Annotated in this window: 17 protein-coding genes; 8 read left to right on the forward strand and 9 right to left on the reverse strand. The window is 67.0% G+C overall.

The window, feature by feature from the left end:
• Window positions 1-138 precede the first annotated feature (138 nt).
• The 3 genes from ABGB08_RS44685 to ABGB08_RS44695 all read left to right on the forward strand — a co-directional run bounded on the left by ABGB08_RS44685 (window position 139) and on the right by ABGB08_RS44695 (window position 5945).
• Complete coding sequence (locus ABGB08_RS44685; protein WP_347603684.1) at window positions 139-462, forward strand: hypothetical protein; 324 nt, start codon at window positions 139-141, stop codon at window positions 460-462.
• Between the two features lie 615 nt (window positions 463-1077).
• Window positions 1078-5085 (forward strand): AAA domain-containing protein, encoded by a 4008-nt coding sequence (locus ABGB08_RS44690; protein WP_347603686.1) that lies wholly within the window; start codon window positions 1078-1080, stop codon window positions 5083-5085.
• A 5-nt stretch (window positions 5086-5090) separates the two neighbouring features.
• Window positions 5091-5945, forward strand: coding sequence for a hypothetical protein (locus tag ABGB08_RS44695; RefSeq protein WP_347603688.1), 855 nt, complete (start codon window positions 5091-5093; stop codon window positions 5943-5945).
• Window positions 5946-6482: 537 nt separating this feature from the next.
• On the opposite strand, the gene ABGB08_RS44700 is transcribed toward ABGB08_RS44695, so the two are convergent.
• From ABGB08_RS44700 to ABGB08_RS44735, 8 genes are all read right to left on the reverse strand, one after another.
• Window positions 6483-7424 (reverse strand): superoxide dismutase, encoded by a 942-nt coding sequence (locus ABGB08_RS44700; protein WP_347603690.1) that lies wholly within the window; start codon window positions 7422-7424, stop codon window positions 6483-6485.
• 118 nt (window positions 7425-7542) lie between these two features.
• Window positions 7543-8571 (reverse strand): LacI family DNA-binding transcriptional regulator, encoded by a 1029-nt coding sequence (locus ABGB08_RS44705; RefSeq protein ID WP_347603692.1) that lies wholly within the window; start codon window positions 8569-8571, stop codon window positions 7543-7545.
• Between the two features lie 47 nt (window positions 8572-8618).
• Window positions 8619-9383, reverse strand: coding sequence for an SDR family oxidoreductase (locus ABGB08_RS44710; protein ID WP_347603694.1), 765 nt, complete (start codon window positions 9381-9383; stop codon window positions 8619-8621).
• Entirely contained in the window at window positions 9380-10555 is a 1176-nt protein-coding gene (gene dgoD / locus ABGB08_RS44715) for a galactonate dehydratase (RefSeq protein ID WP_347603696.1), read from the reverse strand. The genes ABGB08_RS44710 and dgoD overlap by 4 nt, the downstream gene beginning before the upstream one ends.
• Window positions 10552-12054: a beta-galactosidase gene (locus ABGB08_RS44720; protein WP_347603698.1), complete on the reverse strand. Its 1503-nt coding sequence runs from the start codon at window positions 12052-12054 to the stop codon at window positions 10552-10554. The genes dgoD and ABGB08_RS44720 overlap by 4 nt, the downstream gene beginning before the upstream one ends.
• A 34-nt stretch (window positions 12055-12088) precedes the next feature.
• Window positions 12089-12979, reverse strand: a complete 891-nt coding sequence (locus tag ABGB08_RS44725; RefSeq protein WP_347603700.1) for a carbohydrate ABC transporter permease — start codon at window positions 12977-12979, stop codon at window positions 12089-12091.
• On the reverse strand, window positions 12976-13914 hold the full coding sequence (locus tag ABGB08_RS44730; protein ID WP_347603702.1) for a sugar ABC transporter permease: 939 nt from the start codon (window positions 13912-13914) through the stop codon (window positions 12976-12978). The genes ABGB08_RS44725 and ABGB08_RS44730 overlap by 4 nt, the downstream gene beginning before the upstream one ends.
• Window positions 13915-13920: 6 nt before the next feature.
• Window positions 13921-15237 (reverse strand): extracellular solute-binding protein, encoded by a 1317-nt coding sequence (locus tag ABGB08_RS44735; protein ID WP_347603704.1) that lies wholly within the window; start codon window positions 15235-15237, stop codon window positions 13921-13923.
• Between the two features lie 383 nt (window positions 15238-15620).
• Between ABGB08_RS44735 and ABGB08_RS44740 the strand changes: the two genes are divergently transcribed.
• From ABGB08_RS44740 to ABGB08_RS44750, 3 genes are all read left to right on the forward strand, one after another.
• Entirely contained in the window at window positions 15621-16115 is a 495-nt protein-coding gene (locus tag ABGB08_RS44740) for a hypothetical protein (protein WP_347603706.1), read from the forward strand.
• 33 nt (window positions 16116-16148) lie between these two features.
• Entirely contained in the window at window positions 16149-16646 is a 498-nt protein-coding gene (locus ABGB08_RS44745) for an NUDIX hydrolase (RefSeq protein WP_347603708.1), read from the forward strand.
• Window positions 16647-16925: 279 nt separating this feature from the next.
• Window positions 16926-17873: a hypothetical protein gene (locus tag ABGB08_RS44750; protein WP_347603710.1), complete on the forward strand. Its 948-nt coding sequence runs from the start codon at window positions 16926-16928 to the stop codon at window positions 17871-17873.
• Window positions 17874-18085: 212 nt separating this feature from the next.
• On the opposite strand, the gene ABGB08_RS44755 is transcribed toward ABGB08_RS44750, so the two are convergent.
• Window positions 18086-18694 carry a TOPRIM nucleotidyl transferase/hydrolase domain-containing protein gene (locus tag ABGB08_RS44755; RefSeq protein WP_347603712.1) on the reverse strand — a complete coding sequence of 203 codons (609 nt, stop codon included), beginning with the start codon at window positions 18692-18694 and terminating at the stop codon, window positions 18086-18088.
• 130 nt (window positions 18695-18824) lie between these two features.
• Here ABGB08_RS44755 and ABGB08_RS44760 point away from each other — a divergent pair, with 130 nt between their 5' ends.
• Complete coding sequence (locus tag ABGB08_RS44760) at window positions 18825-19121, forward strand: hypothetical protein (RefSeq protein WP_347603713.1); 297 nt, start codon at window positions 18825-18827, stop codon at window positions 19119-19121.
• A gap of 96 nt (window positions 19122-19217) precedes the next feature.
• Window positions 19218-19793, forward strand: a 576-nt coding sequence (locus tag ABGB08_RS44765; RefSeq protein WP_347603715.1) for a hypothetical protein, incomplete at its 3' end; no start/stop codon positions are given.

Here is a 19793-nt window from a genome sequence, read left to right on the forward strand (position 1 = left end):
CGGGCGGCTACGACAAAACCTGGCCTCGATCCGCGAAAAAACCGCAGGTCAAAGCCCCCGTGAAAAGATCTACCCACCCACCCGCCATGCGATGAGCCATCCGCCAGGCCCGATCAGAACACGGTCGTTTCCGCCGACATGACGCATCGCCGGCGCAAGCACGCCCGCTACCCGCACCGCCGCGAGACCTTCCCTGTCTTCCCCGCCGGCGGGAATCAGCAGGGGTCTGTTCGATCAGCTCAACGCCCTGCCCTGGAGCGAGGTCCCCATCGAGCAGACGGCCACGGCCACGGCCACGGCCACGGCCACGGCCGCACCGAGATCCGTACCATCCAGACCGTGCCCGCCCCACCCGGGACACGCCTCCCGCACGTCACACAGCTCTACCTGATCGAACCGAAGGTCGACGACCTGAACTGCAAGCCGTTGCCGACCGTTGCGGTCCTGGGGTCACCACCCTGACCGCTCACCGGGCCGGTCCCCGCCGACCGGCCGAGTTCATCCGCGGCGAGCGATCGATCGAGAACAAGGATCATCACCTCCGTTCTCCCGGGGGCCGCCAGGGGTGTTGCGTGACGTTGCGACAGTCCGAGACGTGACCTTCGGCGAAGACCGGTGCAAGATCCGGACCGCCTCAGCTCCATCGATCCCCGCGATCATGCGCAGCCACGCGATCGGCCGTCACGCCAGCTCACCTTCACCAACATCGCCGACGGAACCCGCTGAGCCCGCGACGACTTCCACAACCCGCTGATCGCTCTCGGCCTCACGATCTGAGAACTCCTTCAACCCTGGACAGCGGGTTCATGAGGTGCATTTCTTTCGACAGCTCGTCCCCCCCCGGCAGCCACTATTGGCACGTAATTCGCAGTAGTCATCTGTTTCGGCCACGTTTCAGGCGGCGCCCTCGTCGCCCGACGGAAGGCACACCTCCGGAGTGGGCATCCGAAATCATGGAATTTGCCGGGACAAACACCTGACCATGAAGTGAGATAGCTAAGACGAATCTGGACGTACTCGTTTTCCGTTGAGAAGATGCCCTGCTCGGCCCAAATTCAGCGGAAAGGAATTTGCCTGGTGGTCGACCTCATTCATAAAGCGGCCGAGAAATGGGCCGACAGTCTGGTCGAATTGGGCGGGAATAATCCCCTGCTGTACTTCAAACCCAGCGCGACCAGCGGGCTCGATCTCGCCGACGCAGACGTCGCCGCACTGACAGCACTTTTCGGCAACCGGCCGACCTTGCTGAGCGCGCTTTTCAAGGACCCGGCCCGCCATGACGTCATGGGCACTCGGGCGCAGCTTCTGCGCAAGAGAATTCTCACCTTCGAGGAGGAGCAGGGAATCGCGGTCGGCCATTTGGTTCGCGGGCTGATCCATGTTGTCCCGCACTCCCGTCGAGGCCGCATCACCCCATTGCGTGCTCCTCTCCTGCTACAGAATTTCGCCTTGCTCGCGCGTACCGAGTCCGACTTCACGTTGAAGTTGTCCGATGAGGTGGTGGTGAACCCCACCCTCATGTACGCGCTGGATCGCCTGTTCGGCGTGGACCCTGGGGACCTGGAAGAAAAGATCGACGGACTGCTTGCCGAGGCAGCCCACCACGAGGATCAGGTTGAGCAGGTCTACCGAATGCTGCAGGAGGCGCTACAACTCCACGGCCACTCGACACGGCTGGAGAGCCTGCTCTTGGCGGGGGTTTTCAGCTACGACAAGCTTCCAATGGTCGAAGAACTGCGCACCTGCGGCCAGTTGATGGCACGGCACCCGGTGATCGCGGCCCTGGCGGGCGATCCCGACGCCACCAGTACTCTCCTCGGTGAACCTGCCCCTGAGCAGGTCTCCAGCGACACCATCCGCCCGGAGAACGAGTTCCTGATCTGCGACGCCGACTCCTCTCAGCAGCAGGCGATCTCCCGGGCGCTGGCCGGTCGGCATCTGCTGATCGATGGGCCGCCGGGAACCGGCAAGAGCCAGACCATCGCCAACATCATCGCCTCCATGGCCGCTCACGGTCGCCGTGTGCTCTTTGTCGCGGAGAAACGCGCCGCGATCGAGGCGGTCACCGATCGCCTCGCCGCCGCTGGGCTGGACCGGCTGGTATTCGACCTGCACGACAGGCGGGTCCAGCAGCAGAAGATCGCCAAACAGATCCAGCAGGCACTGGAGGGGGCCGAGCGGGAGCCCCCCGTCGAGGCGGCTGAATCGCACGCCCGCCTGGAACGGCGCCGGGCGGCGGCCATGCTCCATGACGTCGAGATCCACGGTCGGCGTGAACCGTGGGGCATCAGCTTCTACCAGGCGGTGGACCGGCTGTTAGCGCTTCCGTCCGAGCTCACCAGTGACATCCGGCTGGCTGTCGCCGCGTTGCGCACAGTCAATCTGAGCGTGCTCAACGAGCTGCAGGACGATCTGCGGCGGTATGTGAACCAGGGCGGCCACCAGATCCGACTTGGGGAGTCCTTGTGGTCGCGCAGTCAGGTGCGGGACCGGGAGGCCCTCCGTACTCTCCTGCACCGGCTGGACCGGCTCAGTCCCGCCAGCGTTCTGGAGTTGCACGCCGGTGTCCGCGTACTGGCCGGAAGCGCGGGACTCCAGGAGCCCGGCACCTTGGGGGAGTGGAGCGAATTGCTTCACCTGCTCGAGGGCGTGACGCGTACGCTGACGGTCTTCGGGTCTGAGATCTTCGACGAAGATCTCGTCGATCTGCACTATGCCACCGCGGACCGGCGCTGGCGCGCCCAGCGACCGCGCCCGATGGGGCTGTGGCCGCTGATCCTCCTACGCTGGCGGGCCATGCGGCTGGCGGTCAATGGCCCCCGGCGCCGCAAGGCTCTGCACGCGCAACTGACGGCTGCCCTCGACCAGCGCGAACACTGGTTTACCCGCTCCGAGGGAAGGACTCTCCCGGCAGACCTGGCCGGGCGGGTACCGGAAGCGGAACGATTCGCTACGTTCCTCGACGATCTGAAAGCGGTTGCGGAACACACCGCGCTGGTCCGGTTCGAGGACCGGCACACTCCGGCGGAGGTCGCCGCGACCATGGCGAAGCTGCACGCCGAGCGCGCCACGCTGAACCGTATGCCCGAGCACAACCAGATCACCGACCGCTTCCACGCTCTCGGGCTGGGCCAGTTGCTCGACAAGCTGGCCGACCGGAACACTGGAGCCGACGCGTCCGCCGACATCCTCCAGCGCGTGTGGCTAACCTCCCTACTCGACGAGATGCGTCAGGAATCCGACCATCTGCGTAGCTTCTCCGGCAAGACGCACTCTGAAGTCATCACCCACTTCCAGCGTGCCGACCGGGAACACGTCCATATGACGGCAGGACGCGTCAAGCGGAAAGTGGCCGAGCGGATTCGGCAGGTCGGCGACAGCAACCGGGAACAGAGCAAGATCGTCCTGGAGCAGGCCAGTCGCAGCCGGGGACACATGCCCCTGCGCCGTCTCATCGAGAAGGCGCCGGACGTGCTGCTCGCGACGTTCCCCTGCTGGGCGATGTCCCCGATCGTGGTCAGCCGTATGCTCCCAGCGCAACGCCTGTTCGACATGGTGATCTTCGATGAGGCCAGTCAGATCGCTCCACCGGACGCGATCACCTCGATCATGCGTGGCGCGCAGGTCATCGTGGCCGGGGACGAGCACCAACTGCCGCCCTCCGACTATTTCAAGCGGACCCTTTCCGAGTCTGTCGACACCGACGACACCGACGACGACCTCACCGACTACGAGTCGATTCTGACTCGGCTCGGGGCGCTCATCCGCACGCGCACCAGGCTCTCCTGGCATTACCGCAGCCGCGACGAACGGCTGATCGCTTTCTCCAACGTCGAGATCTACGACAAGGCCCTGACCACCTTCCCAGGAGTCCAGCCGGAGCCTCCCATCCGCTTCGAGCATGTTCCTGACGCCGTCGCCATCCCCGGTCAGAGCGGTTCCTCCTTTGAAGAGGTCAAACGGGTCGTCGACCTGGTGCTTCACCACGCCGAATACCAGAAGGACCTGACGATGGGTGTGATCACCCTGGGCCGTCCGCACGCGGACCGCATAGAGAAGGCGCTGCACGAGGCCCAGCGAGGCCGGCCGGATCTGGCGGAGTTCTTCGCTGCCGGAAAGGGCCCCGGCTCGCGATTCTTCGTCAAGAACCTGGAGACGGTACAGGGCGACGAACGCGATGTCATCATCCTCAGCCTTGGCTACGCGCGCGCCAAGAACCACGTCCTCACTTACCAGTTCGGCGTGTTGAATCGGGCAGACGGCCATCGGCGGCTGAACGTCGCGATCACGCGCGCTCGCCGCCGCCTGACCGTCGTGAGCGCTTTCCACCCCGACGACATGGACCCCGGACGAACCCGATCAGCCAGGCATTCAGGCGTCGAGCTACTGCGCAGGTTCCTGGTGTTCGCCGCCAGGGACGGAGAAATCGAGAGGGCGGGTTCCGGCGACCAGAAACTCAACGGTTTCGAGCGTAGTGTTCTCAACGCCCTTGAGAGGGAGAACCTGCCAGTGCAGGCCCAGTACGGCTGCGGCGGTTATCGCGTCGACTTTGCGCTGAGCCACCCCGAGCGCCCAGGCCGCATGGTGCTGGCCGTCGAAGCCGACGGCGAGCGTTACCACAAGTCGGCCAGCGCTCGTGATCGCGACCGGCTACGCCAGGCTCACCTCGAAGCGCTCGGCTGGCGATTCCATCGGCTCTGGTCCGCAGAGTGGCTGCGTGACCCGGACGGTCAGACCGCAGCCATCGTCCAGGCGTGGCGCCACGCCGTCGCCACCTCCGACGCCCCGCCGCAGACCTCCGAAAGCGATGTGGAGAGCGACCCCGAGCCACCGGACCCGCGAGCCCGGCGTGGCCGTCGCCCCTACGTCGAATACCGCCGCAACATCGGCGAGTACCCAGAACACGAACTTGTCGCCCTCAGCGTCTGGGTGCTCCGTGACGCGCTCCAGATCAGACGCGAAGACCGGGTCAGGGAGGTCGCCCGCGAACTCGGGTTCCAGCGTGTGGGCTCGGCGATCCGCACCCGCCTGGAGGCGGCCCTCAACCGCGCGCAACAGATCATCGACGACCAAGGAGGCGGCTGATCACGATGGTGACCCTAGACCCTCGTACCATCGAACGTGTCGCCCGCATCATCTGCGACCTGGACGGTTCCTTCGAGCGAAGCGGCCGCCAACTGGAGCAGTTGCTGGAGAATGCCGACTGGACCGACCCGCCCTACTACGACAGAAGCCCACGTATCCCGTGGCTGATCGACGCCATGAAGTCGGCGACCGACGCGGAGGTGGAGCAGCTCATCTGCCGGGTCTGCCATCCGCTGGAGTACGACGAGGACGGCAAGGCCGCCGCCGAGGCCGTCCGTGAGGCGATCAACGAGGCGCTTGACCGGGAGGGCCTGACTGTCTCCTACATCGGCCACGAGCCTGTCATGGGACGGCTGGGCAGCAAGGGATCCACCGTGTACACGGCCCCGGAAGACTTGGAATCCCGGCTGCCGCTGCTCATCGACGACCCCGAAACGGTTGCCTGGCTGCTCGCGAGAGCCAACGAGACCAAGATCTGCGAGGCGAACGGCGCGTACGTCTTCGCCCTCGTCGGAATCGGCAGCTTCGTCGAATACTTGCTGTTCTCTGTACTCACCCGCTGGGATCCGGATATCAGCGAGCACGGCTTCATCGACAGAGGCGGCAAGAGAGTGCCCGACGAACGGGTCTCCCTGGATACGCTGATCAGAACCGCGCACGCCCGAGGATTCATCGGACTCGACCGCAAGGACTTCATCGACAAGGTCCGCGAATACCGCAACTTCGTTCACCTTCGACGGCAGTCGGCGGTCGCGCTGCATCCTGATCCGGAGACGGTGATGATGTGCTGGGGCCCCGTCCGCGCCATCCTGGTGGATCTCGAACGAACAGTACGCTCCCGGCGCCAATCCGCAACCTGAGAAGGATTCGTCCTCTACTCCACGTTACTGCGAAGCGCTAAGCCGGGCGCGTACGCACACGCCCCGCGGCAGGCCACGATCCGTGGCCACCTGCGCACCAGGCGCAGCACATCGGGTAGCAGTCGCAGCGCCTCCCGCAGTTGGCCGCCACGCGGCCGGGATGATCACCAGCGCGGCGATCAGCACGCCCCAGGCGACCAACGACGCGACCACGAGCCCGCGAGCTGTAGGCGGCTGTACCGGTCGGACCGGCGGGACCGCTTCCCGCCCCGTCCGACCGGCTGAGGTTCGGAAGCACGGTAGCCCGGGGGGAATCGCACTCCCGGGCTACCGCGTCATGGCCGGCTGAGGTCACACCCGATCACCTGAAGGTCGTCAATCCCACAGGGCGCCGAAGGTCATCCCGAGCGGAGTGACGAACTCCGGGCCGCTCGCTCGGGTGATGAAGTGCGTCGATTACTTGTCATCGCGCAGCCGGACACAGCAGGCGGCCAGGCTTGGCCGTAGAGTCCTGCCGCGGCGGTCAGAGCCAAGCGATCAACGGCGTTTGATCGCCACCACGGTGTACGGAGTCGTCGGCGTCGGGGTTGTGGTGAAGCGGGCGTTGGGCAGGTAGAGGCGGTCACGGAAGGCGGCGACGGTGGTGGGCACGTCGAAGCGGGCGTCCACCAGGTTGCGTACCACCGTGCCGGACTTCGCGTGGCGGTCCAGGTGGAGGACGGTCACCGTGTTCAGGCGGTTCTGCACGACGTAGAGCGTGCGGTCCTCCAGAAGCAGCCCGTCACCGTTGGCCAGGGACTCGGTCTCCACCAGGGTGGCGACGCCGGTCTGGGGGTTGACGCGGAAAAGCTGGCCGGTGTTCGACTGGATCACGAGCAGCGCCTTGCCGTCAGGGGCGGGGGCGATACCGTTGCTGTTGATGCCGGTCCCGTAGACGAGGTCCCCGCTCAGCGGGATCGTCACCGCCTCAGCCGGCAGCTCTCCATGCCGCCCGAACGGCAGCTTGTACAGCACCGGGTTGGTCGAGTCGGTGAAGTACGCCGCGTGGCGGGTGAGCACGACGTCGTTGATGAACGCGGCGCCGGATGCGAGTTGATAGCTCGCGAGCACCGCGCCGCTCCGCGTGTCGATCACCCGGGCGTTACCACCGGTGCCGCCGGAGACGAAGAGCCGGCCCCGTCCGTCGATCTTGAGGCCGAGTGACGGTGTGCCCGGCCCGGGATTGATGATCTGTCCCTGCCCGGTACGCAGATCCGCGCGGTAGATCGCGCCGGTCGCCCGCGATCCGAAGTACGCGGTCGCGTCCAAGCCGATGGCGATCCCTTCCGGCTGGAAACCATCCGGGAGGGAGAACTCCGTGGGGAAGACTGTTTTGCTCGCGGAGACCGATTCGACAGGGCCAGACCCGGTTTCGGCGGCCGCGACCGGGGCCGCCACGAGCGCGGCCAGGAACCCCGCTAGGACTACTGCTAACTTCATCAACGAACATCCCATCTGTCAGGGAGACGGACGAGTGCCCCAAATGTCCGCTTGGGCAACGGATCTAACCTATCGAGCGACACGTAAACACTCGCGAAAGATCGCCGATCGTCTCGCGTTACCTCGGCGGCGTGGGTGGTGACGCGGGGGCCGATCCGGTCGACTCCCGGACGAACAGGCGTGGCTCCTGGGGGATCACCAGGTCGCGCGGGGACGCTCCGTCGAGCTGGGCGACGAGCTCATCGACGGCGGCGGCGCCCAGCTCCAGGAGGGGCAGGCCGATCGTGGTGACGGCGGGCACGGTGAAGCCGGCCGCCGGGAAGTCGCCATAGGCGATCACCGAGATCTCCTCGGGGACGCGGAGCCCCGCGTTGGTCAGGAATCGGATGACGCCGATGGCCTGACCGGGAGAGCTGGTGAAGATCGCGGTCGGTTCCGCGTCGAGCAAGGTCCTGGCGGAGGCGAAGCCCGTCGCCTCGGTGAAGTCGCCGAACAGCGGGGGGAGCAGCGGGAGCCGCCGCGCGTCGATCGCGCTCTCGAACGCGGCGAGCCGGTCCGCGCCGCTCTCCACCTCCGCGGGCCCGGCCAGGTGGGCGATGCGCCGGTGCCCGAGGCCGGTGAGGTGCTCGACGGCGAGCTCGCTGGCCCTGGCGACGTTCATGGTGACGTTGCGCCCGGAGCCGGCCACCGCGCGGTTGACGAACACGTGCGGGAAAGACGATTCCCGTAGGTGCGCCACCAGCGGGTGGTCGGGCACGGAGGAGCCCATGAGCAGCCCGTCGACCCGGCCACCGTCGATGAGCAGGCGCCCGGCCGGCTGCTCGTCGAAGTCCTCGGCGAGCAGCGCCAGGTAGCCGTGCTCGGCGGCGCGGCGGTAGGCGCCGCGCGCGATCGTGATGTACGGAGGGTTGTCGATGGAGGGCGCGATCAGGGCCAGCGCCATGGTCCGCGACTTCGCCAGTGCCCTGGCCCCGGCGTGCGGCTGGTAGCCGAGGTCGTGTGCCACCTGGAGGATGCGCTGGCGCGTCTCGGGCCGCACCGCGACAGTCGGGTCGGCGTTCAGCACCCGCGAGACGATGCTCTTGGTCACCTCCGCGACGTTGGCGACGTCGACGAGGCGCACGCGATCGGGCTGAACTCCTTTCACCTGCAGTCTCCTCCGCAGACCGGCAGACTGATCACTTCAAGGCTAGCCTAGGGCGGAGATTGCTGGGCGTCGATGCCGCCGTCGATGACGATTCGCGCACCGGTCAGCGTGGGCGCGTGATCGGCGGCGAGGAAGCCGACCAGGTGGGCGATCTCCTCCTGCGCCGTCGGCTCGCCCGCCGGAATGCGCGCGCGGCGGTTCGCCGCCTCCTCATCGCTGAGCAGGTCCCAGCGGCTGCTCCAGACGTAGCCGGGAGCGATGGCGTTCACCCGGATGCCCAGCGGCGCCAGGTCGATCGCCATGCTGCGGGTGAGGCCGTCCACGGCCGCCTTGCTGGCGTTGTACGCGGTCCGTCCGTGAATGGCCCGTTCCCCGGCGAGCGAGGAGATGTTCACGATCACACCCCGTCCGGCCCGCGCCATCTGCCGGGCGGCGAGCATGGAGCACAGGTGCGTGGCGAAGACGTTGACCTCGAACACCTCGCGGAGGAAACGCGGCTTCTCCGCCAGCACGTCGTCATCGCCGAGACCCAGATGCGCGGCGTTGTTCACCAGGATTCCCGGCGCGAGGCCGCGTGCGGTGAGCGCGGCGAAGCCCGCCTCGATCGCCTCGGGGTCGGAGAGGTCGAAGCCGATCGAATGGACCTCGGCGCCCGGAACTTCTGCGCCGATCCGGGCCGCGACCGAGGCCGCGACCGCCTCGTCGATCCCGTGGACGACGACGATCGCCCCATTCCGGGCGAGTTGCCTGGCGATGGCCAGGCCGAGGTTGTGACTCGCCCCCGTGACGAGGGCGATCCGCTCCGTGCTCATCGGCTCTCCTTCACGTGCAGCGTCACCTCGGCGTCGGGGCGGATCTCGGTGAGGGCGCCGGTGTAGTGCCGCAGGTCGTGCCGGACGTAGGGGTACCGGGCGACCGCGTCCGGATCGATCCGCACGCCCAGGCCCGGCTCCTCGGGGATCTGGGCCAGACCGCCGGTCACGACCGCGCCCTCGGCCGAGATCTCGGCTCGCCACGGCACGTCGGTCGCCATGGTCTCCAGGTAGGTGAAGTTGGGCGTGCACGCGGCGAGCTGCAGGGTCGCCGCGTTCGCGACCGGGCCCGAGGGGTTGTGCGGAGCGAAGGAGACCTGCCACAGCTCGGCCAGCGAGGCGATCGTGCGCGCCTCCCAGACGCCGCCGGCGTGGGAGACGTCCGGCTGCACGACGTCGGCGCAGCCTCGGTCGAAGACCTCCCGGAAGTCCCATCGCGTGTAGAGCCGCTCGCCCAGCGAGATCGGCGTCGAGGTGCGTCCCTTCAACGCGGCGTAGTTCGCCAGGTTCCCCGGGATGAGCGGCTCCTCCAGCCACAACACGCCGAACTGCTCGAGGGCTGCGGCGACCTGGACCGCCGCCGGCAGTTCGAAGCGGCCGTGCGCTTCGACGATGATGCCGGCTTCGCCCTCGACGGCCTCGGCCACGGCCTCGACGGCCGTCATCGCGGCGCGCAACGCCGAGGGCGACAGGGTACGGAAGGCCGACCCGAAGGGGTCCCACTTGAGCGCGCGGTAGCCCCACGCGACCGCCGCGCGCGCCTTCTCGGCGAACTCCTCGGGGCGCCTGGCCCCGGCGAACCAGCCGTTGGCGTAGCACTCGACGGAGGAGCGCAGCTTGCCGCCGAGCAGCTCGTAGACGGGCACCCCGAGCGCCTTGCCCTTGATGTCCCACAGTGCCATCTCGATGGCCGAGAGCGCGCTGGTCAGCACGGGGCCGCCGCGCCAGTACGCGTCCCGGTAGGCGTCCTGCCACCAGCCCTGGATGTTGCCGAGCTCCCGTCCGGCCAGCCCGTGCTCCAGCGCCAGGAGCGCCGCCTCGACCGTGTGCTCGCGATACTCCAGGGTCGCCTCGCCCCAGCCCTCGATCCCGTCATCGGTCTCGAGCTTCACGAAGACCCAGTTCGTGCGGTACGCGTCGCAGATGTAGGTGGTCAGCGACCGTAGCTTCATCGGTCCCGCCACTGGGCGTCGAGCCCGGCCACGACCGACGCGTCGGTGAGGACGAGCGGGTAGTCCGTCAGCGGAAGCCGGTACCTGGTCCCGCGCGTGCGCCAGTCGGTCGTGAGGAGATCCGCCGGCTGTTCGACCGCGTAGACCTCGCCGGTGAGAACGTCGAACAGCACGGGACGGTCCATGCTGAGCCGCTCGTCCCACCACAGCTCCACGTCGATGGTCGCCTGCGCCGACCGCTGCTGCGGGTCCTCGGCGAGCCAGTACGCGAACAGCGGCGCGCCGTCGCGCTCGAAGGTGGCGGCGTACGGCGCGGCCATGAGCGTCGACCGCTGCGGCGACGCGGGGTCCCGCTCGGTGAACAGGCACATGAGCTCGGTACGCCGCGTCCGGTCGTCGAAGAGGTGGCACACCCGGCGCGCGACCTCGAAGGAGTACTTCGGCTGGTAGCTCCCCCCGTGGATCAGCCCCATCATCACCGGCGCGTTGACCTTGTCGCCGGCCTGCCGGTACGGGCGCTCCATGAGATCGACCGCGTGGAAGTAGAAGATCTTGTCGAAGCCCACTCTGAGGTCGGCGAGGAACCTGCGGGCGATCCACTTGGCCTGCACGACCTGGTCCATGGCGTACATGCCGAGCCAGTCGTCGTGGTGGCCCGCGAGCTGCGAGGGGCATCCGTTCTCGCCCTGGTAGAGGGCGATGCGCCGGTCCGGCGAATGCTCGTCGAGGATGCGGCGCAGCAGGTCGTGTGTGTTCCGCAGGTTGTGCTCCGGCACCATCTGGTACGGGTGGAACGAGAAGGCGTCGATCGACCGCGCGAGCCCGCCCCGCAGCGCGGCCACGAGAAAGGCGGGGTCGACGAGCGACGTGGCGCCCCCGATGATCGTGGCGTCCGGGATCTCGGCCCGTACGGCCTGCGCGGTGACCCGCACGAGTTCGGCGTAGTCGCGCCCGCTGACCTCCCGCGGCTGCCAGAACTGGGGGATGTTGGGCTCGTTCCACACCTCCCAGTGCGTCACCCTGCCGCGATAGTGTTCCGCCAGGGCGCGGACGAACGCCGTCCACGCGGGGACCGCGCCGTCGTAGTAGATCGGCACATAGCCGACCGCGGACTCGTGCGGGACCCCCGGCATGTACAGCTCGTTGCCGAAGGTGACGCTGAACATCGTCTCGACGCCGGCCGCCGCGAGACTGTCGACGATCTCGTCGAGCCAGGCGAAGTCGTACCGGCCCGGCTCGGTCTCGCAGCGGCTCCACCCGGTCTGCACGCGGGCCCACTTGGCGCCGAGCCGCGACAGGTGCGGATAGACCCGCTCCGCGGTGAACATTCTCCGATCGAGGGTTTCGAAGCCGATGCCGAGCCTGGAGGAGGTGATCTCCGCCGTGGTCCGGGAGATCTCGACCCGGCCCGCGGGGCGGACCCCGGTCAGCGGCGGAAGCTGCGCGCGCGCGAGCGACGCGACATCTTGGGACTCGATCTGGGCGGCTGGTGTCGTCATAGGATCTTGGGTGTCCTTTGGTGCGGTGGAGCGGCTACTTGCCGATCCCGGCGGTGAGACCCTGGATGATCTGCCGGGTCGCGAGAATGAACAGGACGAGCAGGGGCAGCGTCGTGATGACGAGCCCCGCGAACAGCGATGCCCAGTTGTTCTGGTACTCGCCGAAGAAGGTCGTGAGCCCGACGCCGAGGGTGTAGTTGTCGCGGGAACGGAGCATGACCAGCGGCATCAGGAAGTCATTCCAGATCGGCACGAACCGGAAGACCACCACCGTCGCGACGGCCGGCCGGACGAGCGGGACCATGACCCGGAGGAAGACCGTGAAATGGTTGCCGCCGTCCAGGAAGGCCGCCTCCTCCAGCTCGCCGGGCAGCTGCCGGAAGAATGAGATGAGGACGAAGACGCTGAACGGGATGCCGTTGGCCGAGTAGATGAGGATGAGGCTCAGCGGCGAATCGATCAGCCGCAGCCAGTCCATCAGGTAGAACATCGGCAGGATGGCCAGCATGAACGGGATGAGCAACCCGGACATGAACAGCCCTTCCAGGGCGTCGCGGCCGCGGAAGCGCCATCGGGCGAGGGCATACGCCGCCGGCAGGGACACGGCTGTGGAGATCGCCACCGAGGAGACCGTGATCAGGATCGAGTTCAGCGCGTACCGGCTGAAGGATGCGTCCGCCCACGCGCTCACGTAGTTCTCGAGCGTCGGGTCGGTGGGGATGGGCCACGGGTCGGTCGCGATCTGCAGATGGGTGCGGAAGGAGTTGAGGATCATCGTGAGCAGGGGCAGCACGCAGACCGCGGCGTACAGCCACAGCACGGTGGTGATGACGACGGCCTGCGCGCTCCACCGGCCGCGCCGCCGGCGAGCCGGTGGCGTCGCGCCGTCCCGAGCGCGTTCGACGGTGTCCAGCGTGAGGGTCATGAGAGCTTCTCCTCCTGCGCGCGGATCACGCGCCTGCCCAGGAGCGCGCCGCCCAGAATGAACAGGAAGAGCAACGTCGCGAGCGCTGAGGAGACGCCGAGCGCGTTGCTCGCGCCCGACTGGAACGAGACGCGGAAGAAGAGCACGCTCAGCACGTCGGTGGCCCCGGCGGGTGAGCCCGTCGCGCCGCCGAAGGCGTACGGGAGCGTGAACATCTCCATCGCGCCGATGAAGGTCAGGATCGACACGGTCCCGATCACCGGGGTGAGCAACGGCAGCGTGACGTGGCGGAAGCGCCGCCACCCGCCGGCCCCGTCAACGCTCGCGGCATCGTTCAGTTCGGGCGGGATCGCGCCGAGCGCCGCGCCGTACAGCAGGACCGGGAATCCGATCCACTGCCACACGCTCACCAGGATGAGCACCGGCAGCGCCGTGGAGGGCTCACCGAGCCAGGACACCGCGAGCGAGTCGAGCCCGAGCGCCTCGAGCGCGGCGTTGACCGGGCCGAAGGTGGGCGAGAGCAGCAACGTCCACAGGTAGCCGACGACGAGGGGGCTCACCAGGTAGGGGGTGGTGTAGAGCACCTGGAACAGCCGTCGTACGGGTCCGAGTCTGTGCAGTTGCACCGCCAGGAACAGCCCGGCGGAATTCTGCAGCACGAGCGTTCCTGCGAAGATCGCGATGTTGTGCAGGAAGGCGCGGGGCATCTGCTCGACGAACGGCTGCTCGGTGAACAGGACCACGAAGTTGTCGAACCAGTTGAAGCGGACGAGGTTCGTGCCGCCCCGCCACTCGAACAGCGAGTAGCCCAGGGCGCTCGCCATCGGGTAGAGCAGGACGGCCGCGAACAGCGCGAACGCCGGAAGGATGAACAGGGCGACGACGATCGTCGGCGCACGCTGCACGCTGGAGGCGCTCTTGATGGTCTGTGCCATGGGGTGCTATTCGTACTGGAAGTCGGCCGGGCGGAACCAGGCGTCGACGCCGGTCTGGACGCTCTGGGCCGCACGGGCGGGGTCGGTCTCGCCGAGCCAGATCTTCTGGACCTGCTCGCCCATGAGATCCGTGCCCGACGGCGAGCCGTAGCGCAGGTAGGCCGCGCCCAGGTAGGTGGACGGCGTGGACTGGTAGCGCTGGTACATCTCGGCCAGCTGGGGATTCTTGAGCGTCACGCCGTCCCGGGCGGGAATGGTGCCCATGGCGTTGGCGTACAGGTTGGCGAACTCGGTGCCGGCGAGCCAGTTGAGCAGGACGGCCGCCTCGGCGGGGTGCGCGCTGCGCTTGGCCAGGGCCCAGCCGCCGTCGGCATAGCTGACGGTGACCGCCTTCGAGGGCCACTCCGCGTTGACCGGCACGTCGAACGTTCCGTAATCGACCTCCGCGCCGAGGTTCGCGAACGTGGTGACCTGCCAGGCGCCCGACGGGAACATGGCCGCCCGGCCGGTCGCGAACAGGGTGACCGCCTCGTCGAGGGTGACCGAGGTGACGTTGTCGACCAGGTACGGCTGGATCTGCTCCAGCAAGCCGACGGCGGCCACGTTGTCCGGGTCGGTGAGGTTCTTCTTGCCCGCGATGAACGCCTGCTCGAAGCCACCGGCTCCGCGCCGCGCGTTGCCGAGGATCTCGGCGGCCAGCGAAATCTGCGCCGCCACGGACCCCGGGATGACGATGGGGGCGACGCCGGAATCCTTGATCTTCTGGGCGGCCGCGATAAGCTCGTCCCAGCTTGCCGGCACAGCGAGGCCGAGGTCAGCGAAGATTTTCTTGTTGTAGTACACCTGGGCGGTCTGGATGCCCTGCGGCACCGCGTAGAACTTCCCGTTCGCCTTGCCCTTGGCGCCGGCCAGGGCCGGCTTGCTGAAACCGCTCCAGTCCTTCACGACGTCGTCGAGCGGCACGATGTTGCCGCTGTCGGCGAAGCTGGACAGCACGCCGTAGGAGCGCAGCGCCACGATGTCCGGGCTTCCGGATCCGGCCAGCCCCGTGGTGAGCAGCGTCTCGTAGTTCTTGTCGAGCTGAGCCACCACCTCGACGGCGATACCTGGGTGGGCCTTCTCGAAAGCGTCGATGATGCCGGCCTTCTTGAAGGCGTTCATGGCCTCGTTGCTCCATGTCCACACCGTGAGACGCACCTCATTGGCCGACGCGCCGCTCCCGCCGCCGCAGGCGCCCATGAACATCACCGCACTCAGCGCCAGCGCCAGCCCTGCGATGAGCCGGCTACGCGGAGTCCACGGCCCGGATCGTTGTATCGCCACGTTAGCTCCCTATCGGTTGCCGACCTCCGGTGATCACTTAAGAAAACCGGTTTTCTTCAGGCTGCACACGCTAATGTGTACGGCGAATCTCGGTCAACCCGTAACAAGCCAGAAATGTAGGTACGGCCGAACGGCGGGATCTCCCCAGCCGAACCGCTCACCGATGGCCGAACAGGGGAGCGGACTCCCGAAGAGCCTGAGCTATCTGTCCGTCCGCACAGCAGATGGCCAGGGCACAAGCAATGATGCTCCAGCAGTTCCGTCTGAGCTTCATGAGCAACCCGAACGATCCGACCAGGCACGAGCTCCGGCGTTACAAGATCGAAACTGTGCGTGGTCGTCGGCGCCTCGTGTGGACGCGTCTAACGGAACGATTCCGCCCGATGGAGAGGAACTCCATGGACGCCCACGGCTCTACCGGCGATCTGACCGCCATCATGTTTCTCGCCACCGGAGGCACCACCCTCATCTCCTTCCTCGCGTTCCCTTTGGCGGGTTTTCCCTTCGCGGGGGTGTCCACTGGCGTGGATGTACTCGGAAGAGGCCCGACTGGCCTGGCCTTGCTCATCTGGATCATCCCGCTCACCGCCGCCGTCACGGTTGCCCTCGGCGCGTGGCTCCGCCTTGCCCCCAGGTCGTCCTCTACCGCTGTCCGCACGGCATCCGCCTTCGTCCTGTTCCTCACCGCCCCGTCCCTACTGCTCTGGAGCCTCCCGATCGCCTTGGCGCTGCCCAATCTCGATGACCTCGTATTCAGATTCCTCGAGACCGGTTACTGGCTCGTCCTGGCCACCCTGGCCTTCGGCTTCATAACCGCCCTGGTCGGCATATGCCGCCGCTACGCCCCTGCCGACCAGACATCTGCGTCGGAGCCGTGACTACTCACGAACCGTGTCGAGTACCTTCGTGTCGTGGGAGATGATCACATTTCTGCCTGGCCCGATTGGTACGCGGCGCTGCCGGTGACAATCTCGGCAGCCGGGGTGTTGTTCTTTGACGATGCAGGCCGGGTCATGCTCGTGCACACCAGCTATAAGGACGACTGGGACATACCCGGCGGAATCATCGAGACAGACAAGGGGGAGACTCCCATCCGGGCGGCGCGCCGCGAAATAGCCGAGGAACTCGGCCTGGACATCGAGGTTGGTCGCCTGCTGTGCGTCGACCAGGTCCCCGCCATCTCGAACCGGCGACCCATGCTGGTCTTCATCTTCGACGGTGGCGTCCTGCACGCTGAGGAGCTCGACGGAATCCGCTTCATCGACAGCGAGATCACCGAGACCCGTTTCTGCACGGCGGACCAGGTCACCGAGCTGGCACCGCCGTCCCTGGCAAGACGCCTCGCCGCGACGATCAAGGTCAGAGACATGGGCGCGCAGTCCCCGATCTTCCTGAGTGACGGATCCTGACGCGCGTCGTCAACGGTCCCGCAGCGCGCTGATGGGCAATGCTGGTGGCCTGGCGCCGAAGCGCTGCGGGCGCATTCCGCCATGGGCTCTTATGCCACGACCCGCATCCGAATAAATCCCGACATAAGGCGACTTCATAGAAACTTGTGTTGCTTGTCCGAGTTGCTGTGGTAGAAAAGCACGTCGGGGGTCCCAGGTTTCCGTACTGCTTCGCTCTCGCCGTTGATGTGTTCCCTTCGGCGTGAAGTGTACGCCCGTTCATTTACCGTACGTCTTCATATGGTCACGCGACCGACGCCGTTCATCTTCCAGAAAGTTTGGTCGCGGCGGCCATTGTTATCGGCATGTGATCCGGGGGCCTCAAATTTCCATCCAAGTGAAGGGATTCGTGTGAAGCGTTTAGTCGTCGCGGCCGTCGTGGGCGCGGCTGTTCTGCTGGTGCCCGCTGCGCCCGTCGTCGCGAAAGCCGATCCGGTCAAAGCGCTGAAGGCGCGGTTCGCGACCGGCAAGGGCGTCAAGGTCAGCAACCTGATGAAGATTTCCACCGGCGGGGAGGTGTGGGCCACCCTGCGCGAGGTCGGCTCCGTCGGTTTCGGGCGGAGCGGGGTCGCCGCCACCGACATCCAGGACAAGGCGCAGTACAGCAAGGCGTTCCTCGACGCGCTGCCGGAGGCCGAACGGGAGGAACTGCAGGCGACCGTGGGATTGACGCGGACGATTACGACGTCCAAGTACGCGTACATTTCGGGGGCGCGGGTCAAGAATTACCTCCCAGAAGGGAAGACGTGGGTCCGGCGGTTCTCCGGCGCTCCCGTCCCCGGTTCGCTGCTGGTCAATCCGTTCGAGCCGCGTACGCTGGACAAAATCATCGATCGGGCCGGTTCGCGGCAGGGCAGCGTCCTCAAGGGCTGGATCGCCAGCTCGAGCCTGGCGAAGATTTCGCCGTCGTTCCGCGCCTCTTTTGGGAGCGGCAAGACCTCTGACGGCAAGGCCTCCAAGGTGAACTACACCGTGTGGCTGGATGCCCGCGGGCTGGTCAAGCGCGTGTACGCCACGATGACGATGCATATCGTGGACACCCCCCTCACGTACGCGACGGACGGTCGCGTGAGCGGATGGGGTGGGAAAGTGGTGATTTCCGCCCCGCCAGCGGGTGAGGTCATCGACGAGGGGCAGCTGGCGGATGGCGCTCTCGACGACCCCAGTCCCGTTGAACTGGGCTTCTGATCGGTCATCAGCAGGCCCCGGATATTCGGATGAACCCGGGAACCTAACCCGATAACGTAATAAGTGCTTCAGGTGCGAAAGCTCCGGTTACTTCTCTTCAAACCAGTCTGTACCGGCGCTGTCTGTGATCTCTGCAGCACCCAGCTTATCCGGGAACCACTCCTCCAGCATTTGACGGATGTCTTGTGAATGCATTTGCCTCGGCTGGCGGATCAGATGTGGTCGAGGACGGCGATGAGTGGTCGCGGCACCCGGTCGAGATCGATTGCCTCGGCCATCAGCCGTGCGTAGCGAAGCTTGCCGCCCGAGCGCCCTCCCATCAGGCGGCGCAGCTGGTCGTGCAGGCTGCGTTCCCGCTGTGCGGGCTGCCGCTGCAAGGTACGAAACGACCGGAGCTCACCCTCCGCGGCCACGATCTGCTCCACCCGCTCGGGACCCAAGGCACGGATCAACTCGTCTTCGAGGTCGGCCGAGCAGACGAAGAAACCCAGCGCCTCCAGTTGCGGGCGCGACAGCCCGGCGCCCAGCCCGGCCCGCTGCAGCCCGCGCTGGACGAAACGCTCCTCGGCGACGTCATAGAGCCCGGCCAACCGGATGTCCAGCCCAGCCGGACCGTACCGGTCGAGGAAGTGGCCGATGCTCGTCGCGCCGCCCATCGCCACCACCCTGACGCCCTCGGCCGCAAGATCCCTGCCGCGCCGTCTGGCCAGCACCTCAAGCGCGAACCGGTCACTCATCCCCTCGACGAGGAGGACCGCTCGCGGCACAGCCTCCGTCACCGCTACACCCTCGCCGACCTCCACCGGCTCGACGATAGCCACCAACCCCATCCCGGCGCCCCGCAATTTCGCTGCCACCGCGTCTGACCATCGTGTCCGACCTGTGACCAACTGACCTCCCGCCTTCTGAGTCCAACGGGGTGACGGGGAACACGCACGGGGGAGTAACGAGATGAAGATCAGGATTCTGGTGGCGCTGGCGGCCATGCTGGCCGCCATGCTCGGGGCGCAGGGGACGGCGCAGGCCGAGTACGGGCACGGCGACAGCGTTCGCTACGCCTCGGCGAAGGGATGCGTCAAAAAGAACGAAGCCGTCGTCCCGTGCGGGACATGGCGGCTGGTAACCCACCACGGCAGGGTGATCCTGCTGAAGGACGCCCAGCTCAAGGCGCTCAACGAGAAGGGCGATCCGGTGAGCGGCATGACCGCGCCGGTGGCTGTCAGCGGCAACGGCCAGAAGATCGCCTAGTTCAGGAAGGACGGGCGGCTGGCGGTACGGACTCTCAACGGCAAGGTCCGGCTGCTGCCCAAGAACACGCTGCCCAGCAAGACCGCCCAGCACCACGTGACGCTGCAACTGTCCGACGACGGCGCCGTCCTCGCGGTCGCCGCTGACAGGACGAAGCTGTTCGACACCGCATCCAGCACGCGGCTCGGCCTGCTGCCCAAGGGGCGCTACCTCATCGGCTTCAGCGGCGACGGTAAGAAGGTGCTGACCGGCAGCGGCGCTGACGACTCCCTGCGCGTCTACGACCTGTCCGGCCGCCTCCTGCGCCAGGGCACGCCGCCGCTGCTGGTCACCGACAACGGTCCGTACGGGCTGCACGCCGACGGCAAGACGATCGCCGTGCTGGTGGCCAACCGCAAAGTCGCGCTCTACGACCTGGAGTCCGGCCAGGTCACCGGCGACCACCCGATCAAGCTGCCCAAGGACAGCACCGCGCACAAGCTCGACTGGACCGGCGACAACCAGGTGACGGTGCGGCGGTCGAAGCGGGGCAGCGGCATGCGGGTTCCTAGCCCCGTTTTCCGCAGGTCTGTGATCGTCACCGGAGCTGCCGTGGATCCACCCCGAGGAGATAGAGGAGATCGAGCTGGGTGGGGGTGGGCTGCGGGATCACCGGTGGCGTGGCGAGGTGGC

It is taken from the genome of Acrocarpospora sp. B8E8 (assembly GCF_039871605.1).
Taxonomy (GTDB): Bacteria; Actinomycetota; Actinomycetes; order Streptosporangiales; family Streptosporangiaceae; genus Acrocarpospora; species Acrocarpospora macrocephala.

Bases quoted from the DNA above. Each gene is read 5' to 3' on its own strand.
- ABGB08_RS44700 (WP_347603690.1), bottom strand. From the start codon at position 7,424: ATGAAGTTAGCAGTAGTCCTAGCGGGGTTCCTGGCCGCGCTCGTGGCG.
- ABGB08_RS44730 (WP_347603702.1), bottom strand. From the start codon at position 13,914: ATGGCACAGACCATCAAGAGCGCCTCCAGCGTGCAGCGTGCGCCGACG.
- ABGB08_RS44740 (WP_347603706.1), top strand. From the start codon at position 15,621: ATGGAGAGGAACTCCATGGACGCCCACGGCTCTACCGGCGATCTGACC.
- ABGB08_RS44720 (WP_347603698.1), bottom strand. From the start codon at position 12,054: ATGACGACACCAGCCGCCCAGATCGAGTCCCAAGATGTCGCGTCGCTC.
- dgoD (WP_347603696.1), bottom strand. From the start codon at position 10,555: ATGAAGCTACGGTCGCTGACCACCTACATCTGCGACGCGTACCGCACG.
- ABGB08_RS44710 (WP_347603694.1), bottom strand. From the start codon at position 9,383: ATGAGCACGGAGCGGATCGCCCTCGTCACGGGGGCGAGTCACAACCTC.
- ABGB08_RS44685 (WP_347603684.1), top strand. From the start codon at position 139: ATGACGCATCGCCGGCGCAAGCACGCCCGCTACCCGCACCGCCGCGAG.
- ABGB08_RS44750 (WP_347603710.1), top strand. From the start codon at position 16,926: ATGGTCACGCGACCGACGCCGTTCATCTTCCAGAAAGTTTGGTCGCGG.
- ABGB08_RS44725 (WP_347603700.1), bottom strand. From the start codon at position 12,979: ATGACCCTCACGCTGGACACCGTCGAACGCGCTCGGGACGGCGCGACG.
- ABGB08_RS44695 (WP_347603688.1), top strand. From the start codon at position 5,091: ATGGTGACCCTAGACCCTCGTACCATCGAACGTGTCGCCCGCATCATC.
- ABGB08_RS44760 (WP_347603713.1), top strand. From the start codon at position 18,825: ATGAAGATCAGGATTCTGGTGGCGCTGGCGGCCATGCTGGCCGCCATG.